At 70.8% G+C, this 15,416-nt stretch carries 15 protein-coding genes and 1 pseudogene; 11 read left to right on the top strand and 5 right to left on the bottom strand.

Annotated elements, in window-relative coordinates:
• Positions 1 to 401 precede the first annotated feature (401 nt).
• From FE633_RS44810 to kynU, 3 genes are all read left to right on the top strand, one after another.
• Entirely contained in the window at positions 402 to 815 is a 414-nt protein-coding gene (locus FE633_RS44810; RefSeq protein ID WP_138050917.1) for a DUF3151 domain-containing protein, read from the top strand.
• Positions 816 to 971: 156 nt separating this feature from the next.
• Positions 972 to 1,820 carry a tryptophan 2,3-dioxygenase family protein gene (locus FE633_RS44805; protein WP_138050916.1) on the top strand — a complete coding sequence of 283 codons (849 nt, stop codon included), beginning with the start codon at positions 972 to 974 and terminating at the stop codon, positions 1,818 to 1,820.
• A complete protein-coding gene (gene kynU / locus FE633_RS44800; RefSeq protein WP_138050915.1) occupies positions 1,813 to 3,006 on the top strand; it encodes a kynureninase in 1,194 nt (397 codons plus the stop codon). The genes FE633_RS44805 and kynU overlap by 8 nt, the downstream gene beginning before the upstream one ends.
• A gap of 237 nt (positions 3,007 to 3,243) precedes the next feature.
• On the opposite strand, the gene FE633_RS44795 is transcribed toward kynU, so the two are convergent.
• Positions 3,244 to 3,855 carry a TetR/AcrR family transcriptional regulator gene (locus FE633_RS44795; RefSeq protein ID WP_138050914.1) on the bottom strand — a complete coding sequence of 204 codons (612 nt, stop codon included), beginning with the start codon at positions 3,853 to 3,855 and terminating at the stop codon, positions 3,244 to 3,246.
• A 220-nt stretch (positions 3,856 to 4,075) separates the two neighbouring features.
• Here FE633_RS44795 and FE633_RS44790 point away from each other — a divergent pair, with 220 nt between their 5' ends.
• From FE633_RS44790 to FE633_RS44765, 6 genes and pseudogenes are all read left to right on the top strand, one after another.
• Positions 4,076 to 5,041 carry an alpha/beta hydrolase gene (locus tag FE633_RS44790; RefSeq protein WP_138050913.1) on the top strand — a complete coding sequence of 322 codons (966 nt, stop codon included), beginning with the start codon at positions 4,076 to 4,078 and terminating at the stop codon, positions 5,039 to 5,041.
• Positions 5,042 to 5,181: 140 nt separating this feature from the next.
• Positions 5,182 to 5,406: an alpha/beta hydrolase gene (locus FE633_RS49950; protein ID WP_138050912.1), complete on the top strand. Its 225-nt coding sequence runs from the start codon at positions 5,182 to 5,184 to the stop codon at positions 5,404 to 5,406.
• Positions 5,382 to 5,603 (top strand): annotated as a pseudogene (locus tag FE633_RS44780) (response regulator transcription factor); the annotation flags it as partial. The gene FE633_RS49950 and the pseudogene FE633_RS44780, both read left to right, overlap by 25 nt.
• Before the next feature lie 103 nt (positions 5,604 to 5,706).
• The gene (locus tag FE633_RS44775; RefSeq protein WP_138050911.1) at positions 5,707 to 7,050 is read left to right on the top strand and encodes a sensor histidine kinase; all 1,344 of its coding nucleotides are present in this window, start codon (positions 5,707 to 5,709) and stop codon (positions 7,048 to 7,050) included.
• Positions 7,047 to 7,712 (top strand): response regulator, encoded by a 666-nt coding sequence (locus FE633_RS44770; RefSeq protein ID WP_119105676.1) that lies wholly within the window; start codon positions 7,047 to 7,049, stop codon positions 7,710 to 7,712. Before FE633_RS44775 ends, FE633_RS44770 begins: the two co-directional genes overlap by 4 nt.
• Positions 7,713 to 7,816: 104 nt before the next feature.
• Entirely contained in the window at positions 7,817 to 9,034 is a 1,218-nt protein-coding gene (locus FE633_RS44765; protein ID WP_138050910.1) for a cytochrome P450, read from the top strand.
• A gap of 88 nt (positions 9,035 to 9,122) precedes the next feature.
• Here the strand turns inward: FE633_RS44765 and FE633_RS44760 are convergent, their stop codons facing one another.
• Entirely contained in the window at positions 9,123 to 10,742 is a 1,620-nt protein-coding gene (locus tag FE633_RS44760) for an ABC transporter permease (RefSeq protein WP_138050909.1), read from the bottom strand.
• Positions 10,739 to 11,773 carry an ABC transporter ATP-binding protein gene (locus FE633_RS44755; RefSeq protein ID WP_246114127.1) on the bottom strand — a complete coding sequence of 345 codons (1,035 nt, stop codon included), beginning with the start codon at positions 11,771 to 11,773 and terminating at the stop codon, positions 10,739 to 10,741. The genes FE633_RS44760 and FE633_RS44755 overlap by 4 nt, the downstream gene beginning before the upstream one ends.
• Before the next feature lie 101 nt (positions 11,774 to 11,874).
• Between FE633_RS44755 and FE633_RS44750 the strand changes: the two genes are divergently transcribed.
• The gene (locus FE633_RS44750; protein ID WP_138050908.1) at positions 11,875 to 12,372 is read left to right on the top strand and encodes a GbsR/MarR family transcriptional regulator; all 498 of its coding nucleotides are present in this window, start codon (positions 11,875 to 11,877) and stop codon (positions 12,370 to 12,372) included.
• Positions 12,373 to 12,379: 7 nt separating this feature from the next.
• Here the strand turns inward: FE633_RS44750 and FE633_RS44745 are convergent, their stop codons facing one another.
• Positions 12,380 to 13,300 carry a diacylglycerol kinase family protein gene (locus FE633_RS44745; protein WP_138050907.1) on the bottom strand — a complete coding sequence of 307 codons (921 nt, stop codon included), beginning with the start codon at positions 13,298 to 13,300 and terminating at the stop codon, positions 12,380 to 12,382.
• A 187-nt stretch (positions 13,301 to 13,487) separates the two neighbouring features.
• Here FE633_RS44745 and FE633_RS44740 point away from each other — a divergent pair, with 187 nt between their 5' ends.
• A complete protein-coding gene (locus tag FE633_RS44740) occupies positions 13,488 to 14,771 on the top strand; it encodes an adenylosuccinate synthase (RefSeq protein ID WP_138050906.1) in 1,284 nt (427 codons plus the stop codon).
• Positions 14,772 to 14,823: 52 nt separating this feature from the next.
• On the opposite strand, the gene FE633_RS44735 is transcribed toward FE633_RS44740, so the two are convergent.
• Positions 14,824 to 15,416: Uma2 family endonuclease (locus FE633_RS44735; protein WP_246114126.1), on the bottom strand; the 593-nt coding region annotated here is incomplete at its 5' end.

Raw genomic sequence — 15,416 nt, 5'->3', positions numbered from 1 at the left:
CGGCCGGCCCGCGGCCGACATACGAACCTGGGGGGTTGGGGGGCGCAGCCCCCCGAGGGGCGCGGGGAACTGCGCGACCAGCCACAGCCGACCCGCAGCCGACATACGAACCTGGGGGGGTTGGGGGGCGCAGCCCCCGAGGGGCGCGGGGAACTGCGCGACCAGCCACAGCCGGCCCGCGGCCGACATACGAACCTGGGGGGGTTGGGGGGCGCAGCCCCCCGAGGGGCGCGGGGAACTGCGCGACCAGCCACGGCCGACCCGCGGCCGACATACGAACCCCCGGGGGCCTGGGGGCGCAGCCCCCAGAGACGGCCACACCGACGCAGGGTGCCGAACGAACAAAGACGCACCCCAGCCCACAGGTGCCACCCCCGGAGGGATGCCGCAGACTGGAACCCATGTCCATTCACGAAAACCTCCTCGGGGGACCGCCCCCGACCCACCTGCCCGACGACCCGGAGCCGCGCGAGCTCCTGGCGAACGGCACGGCGCCCGCCGATGTCGCCGCAAAGTCCCCGACCTCCTCGCTCGCCTGGGCCCAGCTGGCCGACGAGGCGTTCGAGCGCGGCAGTGTCGTCGAGTCGTACGCGTACGCCCGTACGGGCTACCACCGCGGGCTGGACGCCCTTCGGCGCAGCGGCTGGAAGGGCCACGGCCCGGTGCCCTGGGAGCACGAGCCGAACCGTGGTTTCCTGCGCGCCCTGCACGCGCTCGCCCGTGCGGCGCAGGCGATCGGCGAGCAGGAGGAGTACGAGCGCTGCACGCAGTTCCTGAAGGATTCCTCGCCGACGGCGGCTCAGACGCTGGGCTAGATCCTTCCAGGCCCTTCTGGCGGGCCCGCCTGGGTGTGACCAGGCGGGCCTTGCCGTTTCGGTGGACGATTGTGGAAGATGCCGGTGGGGACCGGGGCCCCCGTGTCGGAATCGGCAGGGGCGGACCGCTACCCGGAGTACGCACAGGAGACAGCGATGTCCCAACAGGCTCAGCACTCTCACGAGACTCAAGAGCCCGAGACCCCGCATCTCGACTTCCAGGGCACGACCCCGTACGAGGACTACGTCCAGGCGGACGTCCTGACCCACCTCCAGCACACCCTCTCCGACGACCCCGGAGAGATGGTCTTCCTGGTCACCACCCAGGTCATGGAGCTGTGGTTCACCGTCATCGTCCACGAGTGGGAGACCGCGGCGAAGGCGGTGCGCGAGGACGACGTGCCGGTCGCGGTGGCGGCCCTGAAGCGGTCGGTACGGGAGCTGGAGGCGCTGAACGCGTCCTGGAAGCCCCTCGGTCAGCTGACCCCGGCCCAGTTCAACTCGTACCGGAACGCCCTCGGGGAGGGCTCCGGCTTCCAGTCCGCGATGTACCGGCGGATGGAGTTCCTGCTCGGCGAGAAGTCCTCGTCCATGCTCGTGCCGCACCGGGGCGCCCCTCGGGTGCATGCCGAGCTGGAGAAGGCGCTGCACGAACCGAGCCTGTACGACGAGGTCCTGCGGCTGCTGGCGCGGCGGGGACATGCGATTCCCTCGTCCGTGCTGGAGCGGGACGTCTCGCTGAGGTACGAGCCGTCCGCGGAGGTCGAGGCCGTGTGGACGTCGCTGTACTCCGGTGACGAGAGTGCCGAACTCGCCCGGCTCGGTGAGGCGTTGACCGATGTCGCCGAGCTGGTGTGGCGCTGGCGCAACGACCATCTCGTGGCGACCCGGCGGGCGATGGGCGCGAAGGCCGGGACCGGCGGTTCGGCGGGCGTGGCCTGGCTGGAGAAGCGAGCCCAGAAGAACGTGTTCCCCGAGCTGTGGACGGCGCGCAGCCATGTCTGAGCCGTACGCCGGGAAGGCGGCGGCGCTGGACGCCGCGGACGAACTGGCCGGGCTGCGCGCGCAGTTCGTCCTCGACGATGTGGTGTACCTGGACGGGAACTCGCTCGGCGCGCTGCCCCGTTCGGTGCCCGGACGGGTCGAGGACGTGGTGCGCCGGCAGTGGGGTTCCCTGCGGATCCGGTCCTGGGACGAGAGCGGCTGGTGGACGGCGCCGGAGCGGATCGGCGACCTGATCGCGCCGCTGGTGGGCGCGGCGGCCGGACAGATCGTGGTGGGCGACTCCACAAGTGTCAACGTCTTCAAGGCACTTGTGGGCGCGGTGCGCATGGCGGGGGAGGGGCGGGACGAGATCCTCGTCGACGCCACCACCTTCCCCACGGACGGGTACATCGCCGAGTCGGCGGCCCGAATGACGGGCTGCGCGCTGCGTGCGGTGGCGCCCGGCGACGTGACGTCGGCGCTCGGCCCGCGTACGGCGGCGGTGCTGCTGAACCATGTGGACTACCGCACGGGCCGTCTGCACGACCTGCCGTCCCTGACGGCGGCGATCCACGCGGCGGGAGCCGTGGCCGTCTGGGACCTGTGCCACAGCGCGGGCGCCCTGCCGGTGGGGCTCGACGAGCACGGAGTGGACCTGGCGGTCGGCTGCACATACAAGTACCTGAACGGCGGGCCGGGTTCACCGGCGTACCTGTACGTCCGCCGGGACCTGCAGGAGCGCTTCGACTCTCCCCTCCCGGGCTGGAACTCCCACGAGGACCCCTTCGGGATGCGGCCGTCGTACGCTCCCGCGCCGGGCGCGCTGCGGGGTCGCGTGGGCACGCCCGACATCCTCTCGATGCTCGCCCTGGAGGCGGCGCTGGAGGTGTGGGAAGGGGTGTCGATCGAGGCGGTCAGGGCCAAGTCGCTGGCGCTCACGGACTTCTTCCTGGAGTGCGTCTCGGCGTACGTCCCCGAGGGCAGGGTGGAACCCCTGACACCGCTCGCGCACGCGGAGCGGGGCAGTCAGGTGGCGTTGCGGTGCGACGACGCGGGCGACGTGATGAAGCGGCTGATCGAGCGGGGTGTGGTCGGTGACTTCCGGCACCCGGACGTCCTCCGCTTCGGGTTCACCCCGCTGTACGTGGGCTTCGGCGACGTGGAGCGCGCGGCACGGGCCCTGGCGCAGACGGCGGCTGTCACCTGACGGCTGCAGCCGACCCGTCCGGCACTTGCGGACGAGACCGCCCCTTCAGCCCGTCCGGGGCTTGATGGCGAGGCCGCACCTTCAGCCTGTCCGGGGCTTGATGGCGAGGCCGCACCTTCAGCCCGTCCGGCGCTTGAGGACGAGGCCGTTCAGGCCGATCGGGGGTCTGGGGGGCGGAGCCCCCAGGTACGGGATGGGACGGGTAGGGGCGGCGGGGGCGAAAAACGTACGGCGCGGTCACGCCGAGAGGCCGACGTACACCCCCGCCGCCGCCGCGGCGACCGCCGCCTCCGCGGCCCGGTCGGCGTCGCCCGCCCCGGGGGCCACCCCCGTGGTGAGCAACGCGTAGTACAGGGGCGCCGACACCGCGCGTACGACCTCGGACGCGTCCGTCCCCACCGGCAACTCCCCGCGCGCGACGGCCTGTTCGACACAGGGCGCCCACTCGGCCACCCGCACGTCGTAGAAGCGGCGCAGCGCCGACGCCGTACGGGAGTCGCAGGCCGCCGCGGCGATGACGGCGCGGAAGAGGGCTCCCTGCCGAGGATCGGCCAGCGTCCGTTGCACGAGAGCGGCGTTGGCCCGGAGGTCGTCGCGCACGGACCCCGTCTCCGTGCGCGGCAGCGACTGCTCGGCCATGTCCGTGAGGAGATCAGCCACGAGTCCCGTCACCGTCCCCCACCGCCGGTACACCGTGGTCTTGCCGACCTCGGCCCGCCGCGCGACATCCGCGAGGTCCAGATGCGCGAACCCCTGCTCGGCGAGCACGTCTCCCGCCGCCCGCAACACGGCGGCACGCACGCGTGCGGTACGCCCCCCGGGGCGGACGGTGCCGGGTTCGGTGGACATGGCCGCCTCCTGGGTACGGATTGATGGCCCCTTCATGGCCCCGCTGTACGACTCCGCAACTGTAACGAAACGGCAGAACCGTTTAAGAAGCTCACCGGGACGCCCTCACCCAGCGTGACAACCCCTTGTCGGCGCACGTCACGGGCCTGGTACCGTCCCCGCCAACGGCCGAACCCACCCCCGGTCCGCCAATTCCGTTTCACCGCTGAGAGGTTGGAGCATGCCGGACGCCGCAGGTGCCGCAGACGCCGCAGACGCCGCAGGTGCCGCGGAGGAACAGTCGGCCTTCTCGCACTCGCCCGTCGACCCCGACACCACCGCCGCGTACGGCGACCACCCCGACCAGGTCATCGACTTCTACGCCCCGCGCGGAGGCGAGGAACAGGCCGAGCAGGCCCCGCTCGTCGTCGTCCTGCACGGCGGCGCCTGGCGGGCCCCGTACGACCGCCGGCACATCACGCCGTTCGCGGACTTCCTGGCCCGGCGGGGCTTCGCCGTGGCCAATGTCGAGTACCGGCGCGGTGCCGAGTCCGCCGCAGGGCAGGCCGCCGCAGAGCAGGCCGTCGAGGGACAGGCTGCCGAGGGGCAGGCCGTCGAGGGGCAGGCCGTCGAGGGACAGGCCCTCGCGGGGCGCTGGCCGGACACCTTCGACGACGTCGCGGCCGCGCTCGACGCGCTCCCCGACCTCGTACGAGAGGCCCTTCCGCAGGCCGACCCGCGCCGCATGGTGCTCACCGGCCACTCGGCGGGAGGCCACCTCGCGCTGTGGGCCGCCGCCCGCCATCTGCTGCCCGAGGACGCTCCCTGGCGCACCGACCGGCCCGCCCGGCTGCGCGGTGTCGTCGCACTCGCCCCGATCGCCGATCTCACGGTCGCCGAGAAGCTGAATGTGTGTGCCGGGGCGGCTCTTCAGCTGCTGGGTGGAGAAGAACTGTTCGCCGAACGGCAGCCGTACGCCGATCCTGCCCTCCTGCTGCCCACCGGCATCGCCACCACGGTGGTGCAGGGCCGCACGGACGTCGTCGTGCCGCAGGCCGTCTCGGAGGCGTACGCGGACGCGTCGGCGAAGGCCGGCGAGATGGTGGGGCTCACGCTCCTCGAGGACGTGGGGCACTTCCCGCTGATCGACCCGGCGGCGGACGCGTGCGCGGTGGTGGCGGAGGAGATCGCACAGCTGGCCTGGTAGGCGAGTGGGCGCGTAGGGGTGCAGGTCTGCCCTGTCGCTGCCGGCTATATCCGCAATGCCAGGGATGCCCGTAATGACTGAGAGCTACCGGGATTCATTTGCAGTGCATCGGGCTTCAGCCCGGTGGTGAAGCGAATCTGATGGCTGCGTCGCGGATTCTTGTCCGGCGGAGCCGGATGGTGTGTTCCCCGCCCGTGGCGCGGAGCGTCGCAAGAGGCCGGCCCGGCGAGGGCGGGCGATGCTCACACGGGCCGGTTCTGCTGCGTAAGGTGTCGGCCCTGAATGCACGCGCCCAGGTCTCGCTCCTGTGCCACTCGTACGGAACGGTCGTGTGCGCACCGTCAAGGAACGCGTCGGCGAGCTGACCGAGCGGGAGACGGAGGTCCTCGCCCTCATCGCGCAGGGCCTGTCCAACGCCGAGATCGCCGAGCGGCTCGTGGTCGCCGAACAGACCGTGAAGACCCATGTGGGCCGCATCCTGGTGAAACTGGGGTTGCGGGACCGCACGCAGGCGGCGGTGTTCGCGTACGAGTCGGGGCTGGTACGCCCCTCCGGGTACTGAGGGGGCGACGGCCCTGGCGGTACTCGTAGTACCTGAGAATGACGCCGAAGGACCCTTCTCACTGGTGACGACCGCGACCCCGGTGTCCGCTTACCTTCTTAACGTGACCGAGACGCCCCAGACGCAGACGACGCCCCCGCGGGGCGGAGACAAGCCGCACAGCCCTGAGTACCGGCTGGCCCAGGACGCCCTGCGCGGGCTGCGGCAGGACCTGTTCCACGACGCGTTCGCCTACCGCCCGCTGCCGCGCATGCGTGTGGACGGCCCGATCAGCCGGCGGCTGCCGGGACGCCTCCGGGAGTACGCGGTATGGGCCCCGCACGCCGTGGTGGTGTTGATCGGCGTCTGGGTGATGCTCTTCGCGGGCGCCACGAACGAAGCCGGGGATTTCGGGGGGATGCTCACCGGCGTCCTCTCTTTGGCCGCGATCCTGCTGACCCTCGTCAGGCCGGTCGGCGCCTTCTGGGTCTCGTTCGCGGTGACACCGGTCACCGCAGTGATCGGCACCAGCTGGGGGGACTGGCCATGGCTGCCCGGGGCCTTCGCGACGCACCTGGTGGTCCTCACGGTCGTGGCGATCCGCACACGGCCCCGCACCGCCGCGTGGATGTGGGCGCTGACGGCGGTCTACGGGATTCTCGCCGAGGCCCTCTTCGGGTCCGGCCACTACAGCACCAACAGCCCGACCATGCTGCTGAGCTCCGCACTGGTCCTCCTGTTCGTCGCCGTCCTGCACATACGCCGCAAGGCCGAGCAGGAGGTCACCGCCCAGCAGACCGTCACGGAGCACGAGCGCTCCAAGCGCACCCTCCTCGAAGAGCGCACCACCATCGCCCGTGAGCTGCACGACGTGGTCGCCCACCACATGTCGGTGGTCGCGATCCAGGCCGAGGCCGCGCCGTACCGTGTGGAGAACCCCCCGCCGGAGCTGGAGCAGGCCTTCGCGGTCATACGGGAGAACGCGGTGATCGCGCTCTCCGAACTGCGCCGGGTTCTCGGCGTCGTCCGCGCGGAGGACTACGAGGCGCCCGAGGCCCCGCAGCCGACCCTCACCGACCTGGACGGGTTGCTGACCAATGTGCGCAACGCGGGCCTGACCGTCGAGAAGGTGGTCACCGGAGCCGTGCGCGAACTCCCGCAGGGCATAGAGCTGTCCGCCTACCGAATAGTCCAGGAGGCGCTCAGCAACAGCCTGCGGCACGCGCCGGGTGCCTCGGCCCGCGTCGAGATCGGCTATGTGCTGGGGGGCCTCGGGCTGCGGATCGTGAACGGTCCGGCGACCGGGCTGGTCAAGCCGTCGCCCGGGGCGGGGCACGGCGTCACGGGGATGAGGGAGCGGGTATCGATGCTGAACGGCGAGATGACGGCGGGCGCGACGGACGACGGGGGATACGAGGTGGCGGTCTTCCTGCCGGTGCACCTCTCCGACACGGAGGACTCGGCATGACCATCCGGGTGCTGATCGCGGACGACCAGATGATGGTCCGCGAAGGGTTCTCGGTGCTGCTCGGCGCGATGCCGGACATCGAGGTCGTCGGAGAAGCGGTCAACGGGCGCGATGCGGTGGAGCGGGTGCGGGAGCTCTCCCCCGACGTGGTGCTGATGGACATCCGTATGCCCGAACTCAACGGCATCGAGGCGACCCGCGAGATCGTCGCCGCGGACGGTGGCGCCAAGGTGCTGGTGCTGACCACGTTCGACCTCGACGAGTACGTGTATCAGGCGTTGCGCGCCGGGGCCTCGGGCTTCCTCCTGAAGGACGCCTCCGCGCGTCAACTCGCGGACGGGGTGCGGGTGGTGGCGGCCGGCGAGGCGCTGCTCGCGCCCTCCGTCACCAAGCGGCTGATCACGGAGTTCTCGAAGCTGTCGGACGAACCGCGCCTGTCGGCCACCGCTCGGGCGGCGTACGGCGATCTGACCGACCGGGAGACGGAGGTGCTGGTGCTCATCGCGCAGGGACTGTCCAACGCGGAGATCGCCGAGCGGCTCGTGGTGGCAGAGTCGACGATCAAGACCCATGTGAGCCGCGTCCTGGTGAAGCTGGGCCTGCGGGACCGCACGCAGGCGGCGGTGTTCGCGTACGAGGCGAGGCTGGTCACCCCGGGGTGAGAGGCGTGCCGCTCCGCGAAGACCGGCAGGCGGTGGCCGGAGGCTCTCGCGGAGGGTGGCCGGAGGCTCTGGCGGGTGGTGGCGCGGCAGGTTAGCGTCCGGGCATGGCTGCCCGTTCCGACCTCGCCTTCGACCCCTGGGATCCCGCGTTCGTCGCCGATCCCTACCCCGCCTACACCGAGCTGCGTGACCGGGGGCGTGTGCACTACTACGAGCCCAGCGACCAGTGGCTGGTGCCGCACCACGCGGACGTGTCGGCGCTGCTGCGTGACCGGCGGCTGGGGCGGACGTACCAGCACCGGTTCACGCACGAGGACTTCGGGCGTACGGCGCCGCCGGCCGAGCACGAGCCGTTCCATGTGCTCAACGACCACGGCATGCTCGACCTGGAGCCGCCGGACCACACGCGCATCCGGCGCCTGGTCTCCAAGGCGTTCACCCCGCGTACGGTCGAGGGCCTGCGCCCGTACGTCCACCGGTTGGCGAACGAGCTGGTAGCGGGCCTCGTCGCGGACGGCGGGGGCGATCTGCTGACGGTCGTCGCCGAGCCGCTGCCGGTCGCCGTGATCGCCGAAATGCTGGGCATTCCGGAATCCGACCGGGCGCCACTGCGCCCGTGGTCGGCGGACATCTGCGGCATGTACGAGCTGAATCCGTCGGAGGAGACAGCGGCGAGGGCGGTCCGGGCGTCGGTGGAATTCACCGAGTATCTGCGGGAGTTGATCGCGGCCCGGCGCAAGGAGCCGGGCGACGACCTCATCTCGGCGCTGATCGCCGCGTACGACGAGGGGGATCGCCTCAGTGAGCAGGAGATGATCTCCACGTGCGTGCTGCTGCTCAACGCGGGCCACGAGGCGACGGTGAACGCCACGGTCAACGGCTGGTGGGCGCTGTTCCGCAACCCAGAACAGCTGGCGGCCCTCCGCTCCGACCGCGGACTGTTGTCCACAGCTGTGGAAGAGCTGATGCGGTACGACACACCTCTCCAGCTCTTCGAGCGGTGGGTGCTGGACGAGATCGAGATCGACGGCACGGTGATCCCGCGGGGCAGCGAGGTGGCCCTGCTCTTCGGCTCCGCCAACCACGACCCGGCGGTCTTCGCCCGGCCCGAGCGGCTCGACCTCGCCCGTCCGGAGAATCCCCACATCTCGTTCAGCGCCGGCATCCACTACTGCATCGGCGCACCCCTGGCCCGTATCGAACTGGCCGCGTCCCTGGGCGCGTTGCTAGACCGGGCCCCGGCCCTCCGACTGGCCGCCGAGCCGGAGCGCAAGCCGAACTTCGTCATCCGCGGGCTGAAGGAGCTGCTCGTGGAGCTCTGACGCCGTCGCGGCCCGGCGGCGTCAGAGCTCACGGGCTCATGGGCTCATGGGCTCACGGGCTCATGGGCTAACGAGTTCCGGACCGCCGTCAGGTGGTCATGTCCCGCCGTCGCAGGGCCGCGAGGCCCCCGGCGACCAGTGCGGCCGCGATCGCCGTGAGGAGCAGGACGGGTGTCCAGGTCATCTCGCCGCCCGGCAGCTTCGGAAGGTGGCCGAAGGGGGAGAGGTCCAGCACGGTCTCGGGCAGATCGAGCGCGGGGCCGATCCAGCCGAGGAGCAGCACGGCACCCGCCACACCCCACGCCCCCAGCGCCGCCTGCGGCGAGGCGCCGTGCAGCAGCACCGCGAGGCCGCCGATCGTCCAGATCGCGGGGAGCTGGACGAGGGACGCGCCCAGGATGGGGCCGAGGTCCTGGCCGTAGCCGAGGGCGAGCCCGAGCCCGCCGAGCAGCATGATCAGCGCGGCTCCGCCGAAGGCGATGCCCAGATGCCCGGCCGCCCATCGCAGCCGGCCCACCGCGTTCGCGAGCACCGGCTCGGCCCGCTGCGAGGTCTCCTCGCCGTGCAGCCGCAGCACGGACTGGACGATGTAGAGCGCGGCGACCATGCCCAGCATGCCGACCATCGTGGCGAGGAACGCGTCCGTGATCCCGGACTGTCCGCCCATCCGCTCGATGATCTCGCGTGTCCGGTCGTTGTCGCCGACGAGATCCGTCGCCCCCTTGGTGATCGAGCCGAAGGCCGCCCCGGAGGCGAGGAACCCGAGGCTCCAGCCGAGCACACTGCCCCGCTGCAGCCGCCAGGCCAGCGCGTCCGCCGTGCCGAGGCGGCCGACGGCGGGGCCCGGCCGGGTCGGCAGGAAGCTCATGCCGACATCCCGGCGGCCGGCCAGCTCGTACGCGGCCAGGCCCTGGATCGCGACGGCGGCCACGAACAGCGGCAGCACCCACCAGCGTTCGCCGGCGAAGGCCCGCAGGTTCTCCAGCCAGCCGATCGGCGACAGCCAGGTCAGCACGGACGAACCGTCGTCCGAGGACGAGTCGCCGGCCGCCCGCAGCACGAACGCCGCGCCCAGCACCCCGCCCGTCAGCCCCTTCGCGAGCCGCGCGCTCTCCGTGAGCTGCGCGACGATCGCCGCCATGGTCGCGAAGACCATGCCGACGCCGGCCGTGCCGAGCCCGAGCGCCAGCGCGCCGGACGCGCCCTGCCCCGCGAGGCCGCCCGCGATGAGCAGCGCGAGCGCCGCGTTCGCCACGAACGCCGCCAGCAGCGCCGCGGTCAGCGGGGCCCGCCGCCCCACCATCGCCGACGAGACCATCTCCTGCCGTCCGCTCTCCTCCTCGTCCCGGGTGTGCCGGACGACGATGAGCAGGCTCATGATCCCGGCGAACAGCCCGGCGAACACGCCGATGCGCCAGGCCACCAGGCCGCCGAGCGAGTCGCTGAACACCGGCCCGTACGTGGCGCGCAGCGAGCTGTTGGTCAGCATCTGCCGCGCCACGTCGGCGCGTTCGGCGGCGGTGGAGTACACGCTCTCCAGCGAGCCGGGCATGGAGAGCACCATCAGGGCGATGACCGCCACCCACAGCGGGATCATCACCCGGTCGCGGCGCAGCGCGAGCCTCAACAGGGCGCCCGTTCCCGCGAGTTGACGCGACCTGCCGGCCGCCCGTGGGGCGAACCGCGTATCCGATGTCAGGGCGGTCATCGCGACATCGCCTCGTCCGTGCTGCTTTCGGTGCCTCCGGTGCCTCCGGTGCCTCCGGTGCCTCCGGTGCGTCCTGTGCCGCGTGCGTCGCGTGAGCCCCGTGCGTCGCGGGTGTCGGCTGCGTCGTCCCCGTCGTCCTGGTAGTGCCTCAGGAACAGTTCCTCCAGCGTCGGCGGTGTCGAGGTCAGCGACCGTACGCCCGAGCCGGTCAGGGACTTCAGCACCGCGTCCAGCTGGTCGGACTCGACCTGGAGCTTCACGCGGCTGCCCTGCCCCGCCCCCATGTGCTGGATGTCGAGGTCGTGGACGCCGGGCAGGCGCGAGAGACCGCCCGGCGGGCCCGCGAGTTCGGCGGTGACGCTCGTACGGGTCAGATGGCGCAGGTCGGCGAGCGATCCGCTCTCCACGGTGACGCCCTTGCGGATGATGCTCACGCGGTCGCAGAGCTCCTCGACCTCGCTGAGGATGTGCGAGGACAGCAGGACCGTCCGGCCGCGGTCGCGCTCTTCCTCCACGCAGCTCTGGAAGACCTCCTCCATCAGCGGGTCGAGGCCGGAGGTCGGTTCGTCCAGGATCAGCAGGTCGACGTCCGAGGCGAAGGCGGCGACGAGGGCCACCTTCTGGCGGTTGCCCTTGGAGTACGTGCGCCCCTTCTTCGTCGGGTCGAGTTCGAACCGCTCGATCAGATCGGCCCGCCGCGCCTTGTCGAGGCCTCCGCGCAGCCGCCCGAACAGGTCGATGACCTCGCCGCCGGACAGGTTCCGCCACAGCGTCACATCGCCGGGGACGTACGCGACCCGGCGGTGCAACTCCACCGCGTCGGCCCACGGGTCCCGGCCGAGCACCTGCGCGGCGCCGGCGTCCGCGCGCAGCAGGCCCAGCAGGACCCGGATGGTGGTGGACTTCCCGGCGCCGTTCGGGCCGAGGAAGCCGTGGACCTCACCGGTCTCGATCTCCAGGTCGAGGCCGTCCAGCGCATGCGTCTTGCCGAACGACTTGTGCAGTCCGGAGACGGTGATTGCCTTCGTCATGATTCCGAACGTACGCTTCTTTCAGAAATTTGTGAAGTTAAGGAAGCGTATAAACTCGACCATGTGGCGGTGGGCCCGGGGCCAGGGGAGATGATCGAGGGATGACGGAACTGAGCAAGGCGGCGCGTGACGAGGAGGCGGTCTCGCGCTTCGTGGAGCGCTTCGCGGCGCAGCTGGTGGAAGCCGGGATGCAGCGGATGCCCGCTCGGGTCTTCGGGGCGCTGCTCGCCTCCGACTCCGGCGTCATGACCTCGGCCGAACTCGGCGAGCAGCTCCGGATCAGCCCGGCGGCCGTCTCCGGCGCGGTCCGCTATCTCGCGCAGCAGCACATGGTCACGCGTGAGCGCGAACCAGGATCGCGCCGCGAGCGGTACCGCGTGCACAACAATCAGTGGTACGAGGCGCTCGCCAACCGTGACTCCGTGCTCAAGCGCTGGGAGGACGCCCTCCGCGAGGGCGTCGCCAGTCTGGGGTCCACCAGTCCGGCCGGCCGCCGCCTCGCCGAGACCCTCGCCTTCTTCGAGTTCATCCAGGCGGAGCTCGGCGACATGCTGGAGCGCTGGCGCGTCCACCGGGAGCAGCTCTTCGGCGAAGACTGAACGCACCTCACCCCGGCAACATGAGCCCCCAGGCCCCCTCCTGGACCGTCCAGGTCCGCGTGAGCACCGGACCGCTGACCACCGCGTCCGCGCGATAGCGGAAATGCGCGCCCGACACGGTGATGGTCCGGGCGACCGCCTCCATCGGCGCCGCCTCCGCACCCACCGAGGCGGGGCGGACCTCAACCCGCGCACCCCCGGAACCGCCACCTCCCGAACCCGCCGAACCCGCCGAACCCGCCGAGCCGGTCCAGCCTCCCGGACTCCCCGGACCTCCCGGCGTGACCGACACCGCCTCCACCGGCCGGTCGAGATCCACGAGCGTCACCCCGTCCACCTCCACCCGCAGCCGCGAGGGCCCGGGAGCGGCCCCGAGCCCCGGTGCCGCGCGGGCGGGCCGCGCCGCCAGCGTCCGGACGAAGGACGTGCACGTCCGCAGCCAGGGATGCGAGGACTCCTCGGCGGCATCCTCGGCGGCGTCCTGCTGACCCGTCACCGGAGGAATCCGCAGATCCCCCAGGACGACCCCGTCACTGTCGTCCACCAGCATGTCCATCCACCGCTCGGCCCCCTCGAGAACGGCCCGTGCGGCCGCCACCGCCCCCGTGGGCACCCCCAGCGACCGCGCGAGTGACACCGCAGTGCCCACCGGCACGACCGACAGTGCACATCCAGCCAGCTCCCGGCGACGGTGCAAAACGGACACAGCCCGCAGCAAGGTCCGGTCGTCGCCCACGACGACCGGTCTCCGGGACCCGCGCCGGGCCAGTGCCCGGGCGAATTCCTCGGGCCCGTCGGGGAGGCACACTTTCGTGGTCGCACCCCCGCTGAGCACGTCTTTCGCGATCCGTACGGACTCACCGTCTTTGCGACGGGCGACCGGGTCGATGACCAACAGGAGCTGGTCGGAAACCGCCACCTCGGTCATGCCTCGCTTCCTCGGGTAGCATCTTTGTGCAAGAGCCCCTTGCGCTATTGCGCCAGGGGCTTCGTCTATTCCGGGGCATCCGGTCCGACGGGTCGCGGCCAACGAAGGTCGCCGGTGTACGAGGCACACGCTGTGCCACGTACTCCCCTGACCTTGGACATGCCCCACCCGGAAGGGGTGTACGCCTGTGCCCGCACTTGTGCTGCTCGGTGCTCAGTGGGGTGACGAAGGCAAGGGAAAGGCCACCGACCTGCTCGGTGGATCCGTGGACTACGTGGTGCGCTACCAGGGCGGCAACAACGCCGGCCACACGGTGGTCGTGGGCGATCAGAAGTACGCCCTCCACCTGCTCCCTTCCGGAATCCTCTCGCCTGACTGCACACCGGTCATCGGCAACGGTGTCGTCGTCGACCCGTCGGTCCTGCTCTCCGAGCTGAGCGGTCTGAACGAGCGCGGCATCGACACGTCGAAGCTGCTGATCAGCGGTAACGCGCACATCATCACGCCGTACAACGTCACCGTCGACAAGGTGACGGAACGCTTCCTCGGGAAGAGGAAGATCGGCACGACCGGCCGCGGCATCGGGCCGACGTACGCGGACAAGATCAACCGCGTGGGCATCCGCGTCCAGGACCTGTACGACGAGTCGATCCTGGCCCAGAAGGTCGAGGCGGCCCTCGACGCCAAGAACCAGATCCTGACCAAGCTGTACAACCGCCGCGCGATCGTCGCGGACCAGGTCGTCGAGGAGCTGCTGGGCTACGCGGAGCAGATCAAGCCGTACGTCGCCGACACGGTTCTGGTGCTCAACCAGGCCCTCGAAGACAACAAGGTCGTCCTCTTCGAAGGCGGCCAGGGCACGCTGCTCGACATCGACCACGGCACATACCCCTTCGTGACGTCGTCGAACCCGACCGCGGGCGGAGCCTGCACGGGCGCGGGCGTGGGCCCGACGAAGATCAGCCGGGTCATCGGCATCCTGAAGGCCTACACGACCCGCGTCGGCGCCGGCCCGTTCCCGACCGAGCTCTTCGACGAGGACGGCGAGGCGCTGCGCCGCATCGGCGGCGAGCGTGGCGTGACGACGGGCCGCGACCGGCGCTGCGGCTGGTTCGACGCGGTCATCGCCCGCTACGCGACCCGCGTGAACGGCCTGACCGACTTCTTCCTCACCAAGCTCGACGTCCTGACCGGCTGGGAGGAGATCCCGGTCTGCGTGGCGTACGAGATCGACGGCCGGCGCGTCCAGGAACTCCCGTACTCCCAGACCGACTTCCACCACGCGAAGCCCGTCTACGAGATGCTCCCGGGCTGGTCCGAGGACATCACCAAGGCCAAGACCTTCGCGGACCTTCCGAAGAACGCGCAGGACTACGTCAAGGCGCTGGAGGAGCTGTCGGGGGCGCCGATCTCGGCGATCGGCGTGGGCCCGGGGCGGGACGAGACGATCGAGATCAACTCGTTCATCTAGTCCGTGCACGAGAGAGGGGCACCTGGCCGGGTGCCCCTCACGCGGTCACGGGTCAGATCCTTTTGTCTTCGGCTTCTCTCGGGGCTCGGAGCTCGAACCCGTCGGTGTCGAGCATGCAGCCGAACGGTTCGGGGATGCGGAGCTTCTCGCCGAACGGCTTGTTGTAGCGGATCTCGTACCCCTGTGTGGACGGGGAACCGAAGACGATAGCTTGCTTCTCCTGCATGTCCAGGACCAGGTAGACAGGTACGCCTGCCTTCCCGTAGGTCTCGACCTTGTCGGTCAGGTCGTCGTCCCTTGTGGAGATCGAGGTCAGCTCAGCGACGAAGGAGAGACCTTCTCCGTCCAGGTGGTTGCTGTCCGCTTCGTACGTCTGCTCGTGCGCGGCGTGGATGTCTGGTCCGTACGCTCGTTCCTGCCCCGGGAAGACAAACAGGTTGGGAGCCCGGTCGATCACGTGGCCTTCGGGGAGGTACGCCTCAAGCCGGCTACAGACCAGCCTCATGACGCGGGTGTAGTACCCCTTCGAAAACGGCGACAAGACGATGTTCCCCCTGATGATCTCGGCCTTGTAGCCGTCGGGCACGTTCAGCTCGTCGAGGGTGTCCAACATGCCCTCGAAGCTGTGGGGCTTGGTGCCGTCTA

The sequence above is a fragment of the Streptomyces montanus genome (assembly GCF_005786655.1).
Classification (GTDB): Bacteria; Actinomycetota; Actinomycetes; order Streptomycetales; family Streptomycetaceae; genus Streptomyces; species Streptomyces sporangiiformans.
The sequence above is the reverse complement of the archived record's forward strand: the minus strand, read 5'-3'. Positions and strand labels throughout refer to the sequence as shown.

Bases quoted from the DNA above. Each gene is read 5' to 3' on its own strand.
- FE633_RS44810 (WP_138050917.1), top strand. From the start codon at position 402: ATGTCCATTCACGAAAACCTCCTCGGGGGACCGCCCCCGACCCACCTG.
- FE633_RS44805 (WP_138050916.1), top strand. From the start codon at position 972: ATGTCCCAACAGGCTCAGCACTCTCACGAGACTCAAGAGCCCGAGACC.
- kynU (WP_138050915.1), top strand. From the start codon at position 1,813: ATGTCTGAGCCGTACGCCGGGAAGGCGGCGGCGCTGGACGCCGCGGAC.
- FE633_RS44795 (WP_138050914.1), bottom strand. From the start codon at position 3,855: ATGTCCACCGAACCCGGCACCGTCCGCCCCGGGGGGCGTACCGCACGC.
- FE633_RS44790 (WP_138050913.1), top strand. From the start codon at position 4,076: ATGCCGGACGCCGCAGGTGCCGCAGACGCCGCAGACGCCGCAGGTGCC.
- FE633_RS49950 (WP_138050912.1), top strand. From the start codon at position 5,182: ATGGCTGCGTCGCGGATTCTTGTCCGGCGGAGCCGGATGGTGTGTTCC.
- FE633_RS44770 (WP_119105676.1), top strand. From the start codon at position 7,047: ATGACCATCCGGGTGCTGATCGCGGACGACCAGATGATGGTCCGCGAA.
- FE633_RS44765 (WP_138050910.1), top strand. From the start codon at position 7,817: ATGGCTGCCCGTTCCGACCTCGCCTTCGACCCCTGGGATCCCGCGTTC.
- FE633_RS44760 (WP_138050909.1), bottom strand. From the start codon at position 10,742: ATGACCGCCCTGACATCGGATACGCGGTTCGCCCCACGGGCGGCCGGC.
- FE633_RS44755 (WP_246114127.1), bottom strand. From the start codon at position 11,773: ATGACGAAGGCAATCACCGTCTCCGGACTGCACAAGTCGTTCGGCAAG.
- FE633_RS44750 (WP_138050908.1), top strand. From the start codon at position 11,875: ATGACGGAACTGAGCAAGGCGGCGCGTGACGAGGAGGCGGTCTCGCGC.
- FE633_RS44745 (WP_138050907.1), bottom strand. From the start codon at position 13,300: ATGACCGAGGTGGCGGTTTCCGACCAGCTCCTGTTGGTCATCGACCCG.